Source organism: Mesorhizobium sp. M5C.F.Ca.IN.020.29.1.1, assembly GCF_003997375.1.
Lineage (GTDB): Bacteria > Pseudomonadota > Alphaproteobacteria > Rhizobiales > Rhizobiaceae > Mesorhizobium > Mesorhizobium wenxiniae.
The window spans coordinates 1-4,631 of record NZ_RZSW01000504.1 but is presented as its reverse complement, the minus strand read 5'-3'; the positions used below and the strand labels follow the sequence as shown (position 1 = coordinate 4,631).

4 protein-coding genes are annotated in these 4,631 nt (G+C 61.5%); all 4 read right to left on the bottom strand.

Annotation, left to right across the window (positions count from 1 at the left end; genetic code table 11):
- Positions 1-212 precede the first annotated feature (212 nt).
- The 4 genes from otnK to EOA85_RS28245 are packed head-to-tail and all read right to left on the bottom strand — an operon-like array spanning position 213 to position 4,612.
- Complete coding sequence (gene otnK, locus EOA85_RS28260) at positions 213-1,490, bottom strand: 3-oxo-tetronate kinase (protein ID WP_127211955.1); 1,278 nt, start codon at positions 1,488-1,490, stop codon at positions 213-215.
- Complete coding sequence (otnI, locus tag EOA85_RS28255) at positions 1,487-2,305, bottom strand: 2-oxo-tetronate isomerase (RefSeq protein ID WP_127211954.1); 819 nt, start codon at positions 2,303-2,305, stop codon at positions 1,487-1,489. Before otnI ends, otnK begins: the two co-directional genes overlap by 4 nt.
- A gap of 18 nt (positions 2,306-2,323) precedes the next feature.
- Positions 2,324-3,268 (bottom strand): L-threonate dehydrogenase, encoded by a 945-nt coding sequence (ltnD, locus tag EOA85_RS28250; RefSeq protein ID WP_127211953.1) that lies wholly within the window; start codon positions 3,266-3,268, stop codon positions 2,324-2,326.
- A gap of 30 nt (positions 3,269-3,298) precedes the next feature.
- A complete protein-coding gene (locus EOA85_RS28245; protein WP_127211952.1) occupies positions 3,299-4,612 on the bottom strand; it encodes an MFS transporter in 1,314 nt (437 codons plus the stop codon).
- Positions 4,613-4,631: the final 19 nt, after the last annotated feature.

The window sequence follows — 4,631 nt, the reverse complement described above, 5'->3', positions numbered from 1 at the left end:
CTCTAAAACGGGTTGAGCGACCGGTGGCCTGTCTCATTTCCAGCAGGCAGGCCCGCCCTCCTTATATGAAGAGCGCCCTATCGCGATCGTGACGACATTCGCGACGACGCGTCAGGATATTTGCGCCAGCGCCTCCTGGATGAACGGCAGCTATCCCTGAGCCGCATCCGAAACCTGACCGTCTGGAAACGGCCCCAGAGCCGCCACGGCGCTTATGCCATGATGGCCAAAGCGTCCGCGAAGAAGCTTTCGCCGCCGAAATTTCCTGATTTAAGAGCCAACACCATGTCGCCGTGACGACCTCCAATACTGTGCAACACGGGCACGCCCGCAACGATTTCCTGCCCGAGGCCAAATGCGGGAATGGCAAGCCGGTCGACCACCGCGCCGGATGTCTCTCCGCCCGCGACGATCAGCCGGCGCACGCCCCGTTCCACCAGACGTTCGGCAATCGCCGCAAGGGACTGCTCAATGACTTGGCCGACCGCATCGCGTCCGTAGCGGGTTTGCAGCCTGGATACATCATCCGGATTCGAGCTGCTGGCGATGATGACGGGAGTTCGGGCCATCCGCTCGGCCGCCCAATCGAGGGCAAGCTTTGCCTCCTCCCGTCCGTTCATAAGCTTTTCAGGATCGAGCCGCAGGACGGGCATTGTCTGCTCGGCTTTGGCGATCTGTTGCAAAGTCGCCTGTGAACAGCTTCCTGCAAGAACAACTGCTGGTCCCGCGACCGGCTTGCCGTAAACAGCAGTCCGCTCGTGGCGACGTACGCTGCCCGCCCGGATCAGGCCGCGGGCAAGACCCAATCCCAAGCCCGAGGCTCCGATCGACAACCGCTGACGTAGCGCCGCCGCACCAATTGCTTCAAGGTCGCTCTCGAACACGGCATCGGTGATGGCTGCTCCGCTCCCATCGGAGGCCAGCTGTGCCAGCCGCTCGACGATCGCCTCCGCGCCACGCGCAACGATTGAGAGATCGACGAGTCCAACCGCCACAGCACTCTGCCGAGCTAGAACGCGGACCAGGTTGGCATCGTGCATGGGGTTGAGCGGATGATCCTTAAGGGGGCTTTCGTTGAGCGGCGCCGCGCCGACGAAGAGATTGCCCTGATAAACGGTGCGACTGGTCTGCGGAAAGGCCGGCGTCACCAGCACCGTTGTTTCACCGGCATCGGCGCGCAGGGAATCGAGCACCGGGCCGATATTGCCCTTGTCAGTCGAATCGAAGGTGGAACAGATCTTGTACATGACATGATCGGCGCCGCGCTCGCGCAGCCAGCGATCAGAGGCACGGGCACGTTCGACCGCCTCAGATGCGGCGATCGACCGGATTTTCAGCGAAACGACGATCGCATCGACTTCGGGCAAAGCCAGGTCGTCCGTGGGAATTCCGATGGTCTGGATCGTACGCAGACCCTCTTTGGCCAGCGTGTTCGCCAGGTCCGAGGCACCGGTGTAATCGTCCGCGATGCAGCCGAGCGAGAGCGTCATGATAGAACTCCACGCTTGGCACCGGAAATTGGGCGCTGGCGCTCGCCGGTATAGGGAGCGAGCCAGCTGAGCCCGTCGAGCGTCTTGCTCCTCGGCCGGTATTCGCAGCCGACAAAGCCGGCATATCCTAGCCGGTCCAGCTCGTCGAAAATGAAGTGATCATCGAGTTCCCCGGTCGCCGGTTCATGCCGCGAAGGCACGCTGGCGATCTGGATGTGACCAATGAGCGGCATCAGCCGGCGAAGCGCCTTGGTGACGTCACCATGCATGATCTGACGATGGTAGATGTCGAATTGCAGCTTGAGATTGGGTAGCGCCAGGTCGCGGACGAGAGCTTCAGCGAAGCCGAAGTCGTTGAGGAAGTAACCCGGCATGTCACGGCCGTTGATCGGCTCGATCAAGAGATCGATGCCTCGGTCGGCAAGTTTCCCGGCCGTCCAGACGATGGCCTTCTGGTAGGCCTCGACAGCTTCCTTGTCGTCGCGAGAGGCAATCCCCGACATGAGATGGAGGCGCTTGACGCCGGTCGCCTCTGCGTAGGAGAGCGCTGTTTCAACGCCGACCTGAAGCTCGTCGAACCGTTCTGCCAGGGAGGCCAGTCCACGCTCACCGGCAACCCAGTTACCGGGCGGCAGGTTGAACAGAACCTGGCTAAGACCGTTCTTTGCGAGGCGTTCCGCGATCGCATCGGGTCTATGCTCGTAAGGAAAAAGGAACTCGACCGCTTCAAAGCCGACAGCGGCGGCGGCAGCGAACCGGTCGAGGAACGGCCATTCGTTGAACATCATGGTGAGATTGGCGGCGAAGCGGGGCATGGCTGGGTCCGGTCCTGGTCAGGTTTGCGGTTCGCCGGGCAAGTCGGTGCCCGTGATCTTTGCGTAGAGTCGGGCGACCGAGGCATCGTCATCGCGCCCCATCCCGGCCGCCGAGGTCATCAGGAACATCTGCAGCGCTGCGGCCGCGACCGGCACGGGGAACTTGGCGCTGCGCGCCATATCCTGGATGATACCGAGATCCTTGACGAAAATGTCGACGGCGCTGCGTGGGGCATAGTCGCCGTCGAGCACGTGCGGAATCCGGTTCTCGAACATCCATGAATTGCCGGCCGAGGCGGTGATGACCTCGTAGACCTTGCGAATATCGAGCCCTTGCCGTGCGGCCAAGGCGATGGCTTCGCTCGCTGCCGCGATATGCACACCGGCGAGCAACTGGTTTATCATCTTGAATGCCGCGCCGACGCCCGGTTCATCTCCAAGTTCATAAAGGCTGGTTGCCATCGCGTCGAGTGCGGGCCGCGCCCTGGCAAAGGCGGCGGCGCTGCCGGAGGCCAGAATGGTGAGGGCGCCTTCCGCCGCGCGGACCGACCCGCCACTGATTGGCGCGTCGAGATAAAGCCGTCCGGTGGTTTCCAGCCGGGCGGCCAGATTTCGTGCAACGTCAGGATCCATGGTGGCTGAGGAGACGAACACCGCGCCATCTGGCAGGGTTTCGGCCACTCCATCCGCACCAAAGAGGATCGCTTCGGTCTGCGCCGCGTTGACGACGACAGAAACCACGATGTCCGCGGCCTGGGCGGCCTGGGCGGGGGTTTGTGCCCCCCGCCCGCCGTTAGCGACAAGGCGCGCCACCATTTGCTCGTTGACGTCGAAGCCCGTCACCTCGAACCCGGCGCGGCGAAGCGATGCCGCCATCCCAAATCCCATCGACCCGAGGCCAATAACCGCGACCCCTAGTGCGGCTGCAGCTGGGATATCCTTCTGCTTGTCGGTGGTGGTCATAATGGAAACTCCCTGCATGAGGCGGTTCGGCTAGCGGTTGACCAGTTTGGGTGGGACCGTCAGAACCAGGATCGCGCCGACCACTAGAATTGCGGCCAGCGCGTACATGCCGACCTGGGTCGTTCCTGTCAGATCCTTGAGATAGCCAACGAGATAGGGGCTGACGAAGCCGGCGAGATTTCCGACCGAATTGATGAGCGCAATACCAGCCGCAGCACCAGTTCCGCCGAGGAACGCTGTGGGCAGTGACCAGAACAGCGGCGCACAAGTGATCGCACCCGCTGCGGCCAGCGACAGAAAGGCAATCGCGATGGCGGGATCGGGCGAGGTAGCTGCAACCACAAAGCCGACTGCTCCAAAGAGAGCGGGAACCACCAGGTGCCAGCGGCGCTCGCGATATCTGTCGGCGCTGCGCCCAAAAAAGTTCATGGCGATCACAGCGCAGATAAACGGGATTGCGCTGATCAGTCCGATGTTGAGGTTGCCGGCGACGCCCGTCGCCTTGACCAGGGTGGGCATCCAGAACGTCAATCCGTACTGGCCCATTACGAAGCAGAAATAGATCAGACACATCAGCCAGATCCGGGGATCGCGGAAAATGCCGGCGACGGAGTGTGAGCGTTCCTTGCCGTGCTCTTCCTGGGCGATCTCTCGCTCGATCGCCTGCTTCTCCGCTTCGCTCAGCCACTTGGCGTGACGGATGCCGTTGTCAAGGAAGAAAAAGACTGCGATGCCGAGCAGGATTGCTGGAGCCGCTTCGATCAGGAACATCCACTGCCAGCCAGCAAGGCCGTTGCTGCCATGGAACGAATCCATGATCCAGCCAGAAAGCGGATTACCGAAAATCCCCGAGATGGGGATCGCGGACATGAATATCGCGATGATCTTGGCGCGCCGATGCGAGGGATACCAGTAGGTGAGGAAGAGGATGATGCCGGGGTAGAAACCAGCCTCGGCGACACCGAGCAGGAAGCGCAGCAGGTAGAACATCGGGGCAGATGCAGTGAACATGAAACCGGCTGAAATCAGGCCCCAGGTGATCATTATGCGGGCGATCCAGACGCGTGCCCCTACTTTGTGCAGGATGACGTTGCTCGGGACCTCGAACAGGAAATAGCCGATGAAGAAGATGCCGGCGCCAAGGCCGTAGACGGTTTCACTGAAGGCAAGGTCGGTCGACATCTGCAGCTTGGCAAAGCCGACGTTGACCCGATCGAGATACGCGACGACATAACACAGCATCAGAAACGGCACGATGCGCCAGAAGACTTTGCTGTAGGCAATCCTTTTGATGTCGTCTTCTGCTCCGGCCTCAGCCGGAAGCGTCGGGGTCAGTATCGTCATCTGTTTCCTCCCAATAACG

Coding starts and splice junctions, on each gene's coding strand:
- EOA85_RS28245 (WP_127211952.1), bottom strand. CDS start 4,612: ATGACGATACTGACCCCGACGCTTCCGGCTGAGGCCGGAGCAGAAGAC.
- otnI (WP_127211954.1), bottom strand. CDS start 2,305: ATGCCCCGCTTCGCCGCCAATCTCACCATGATGTTCAACGAATGGCCG.
- otnK (WP_127211955.1), bottom strand. CDS start 1,490: ATGACGCTCTCGCTCGGCTGCATCGCGGACGATTACACCGGTGCCTCG.
- ltnD (WP_127211953.1), bottom strand. CDS start 3,268: ATGACCACCACCGACAAGCAGAAGGATATCCCAGCTGCAGCCGCACTA.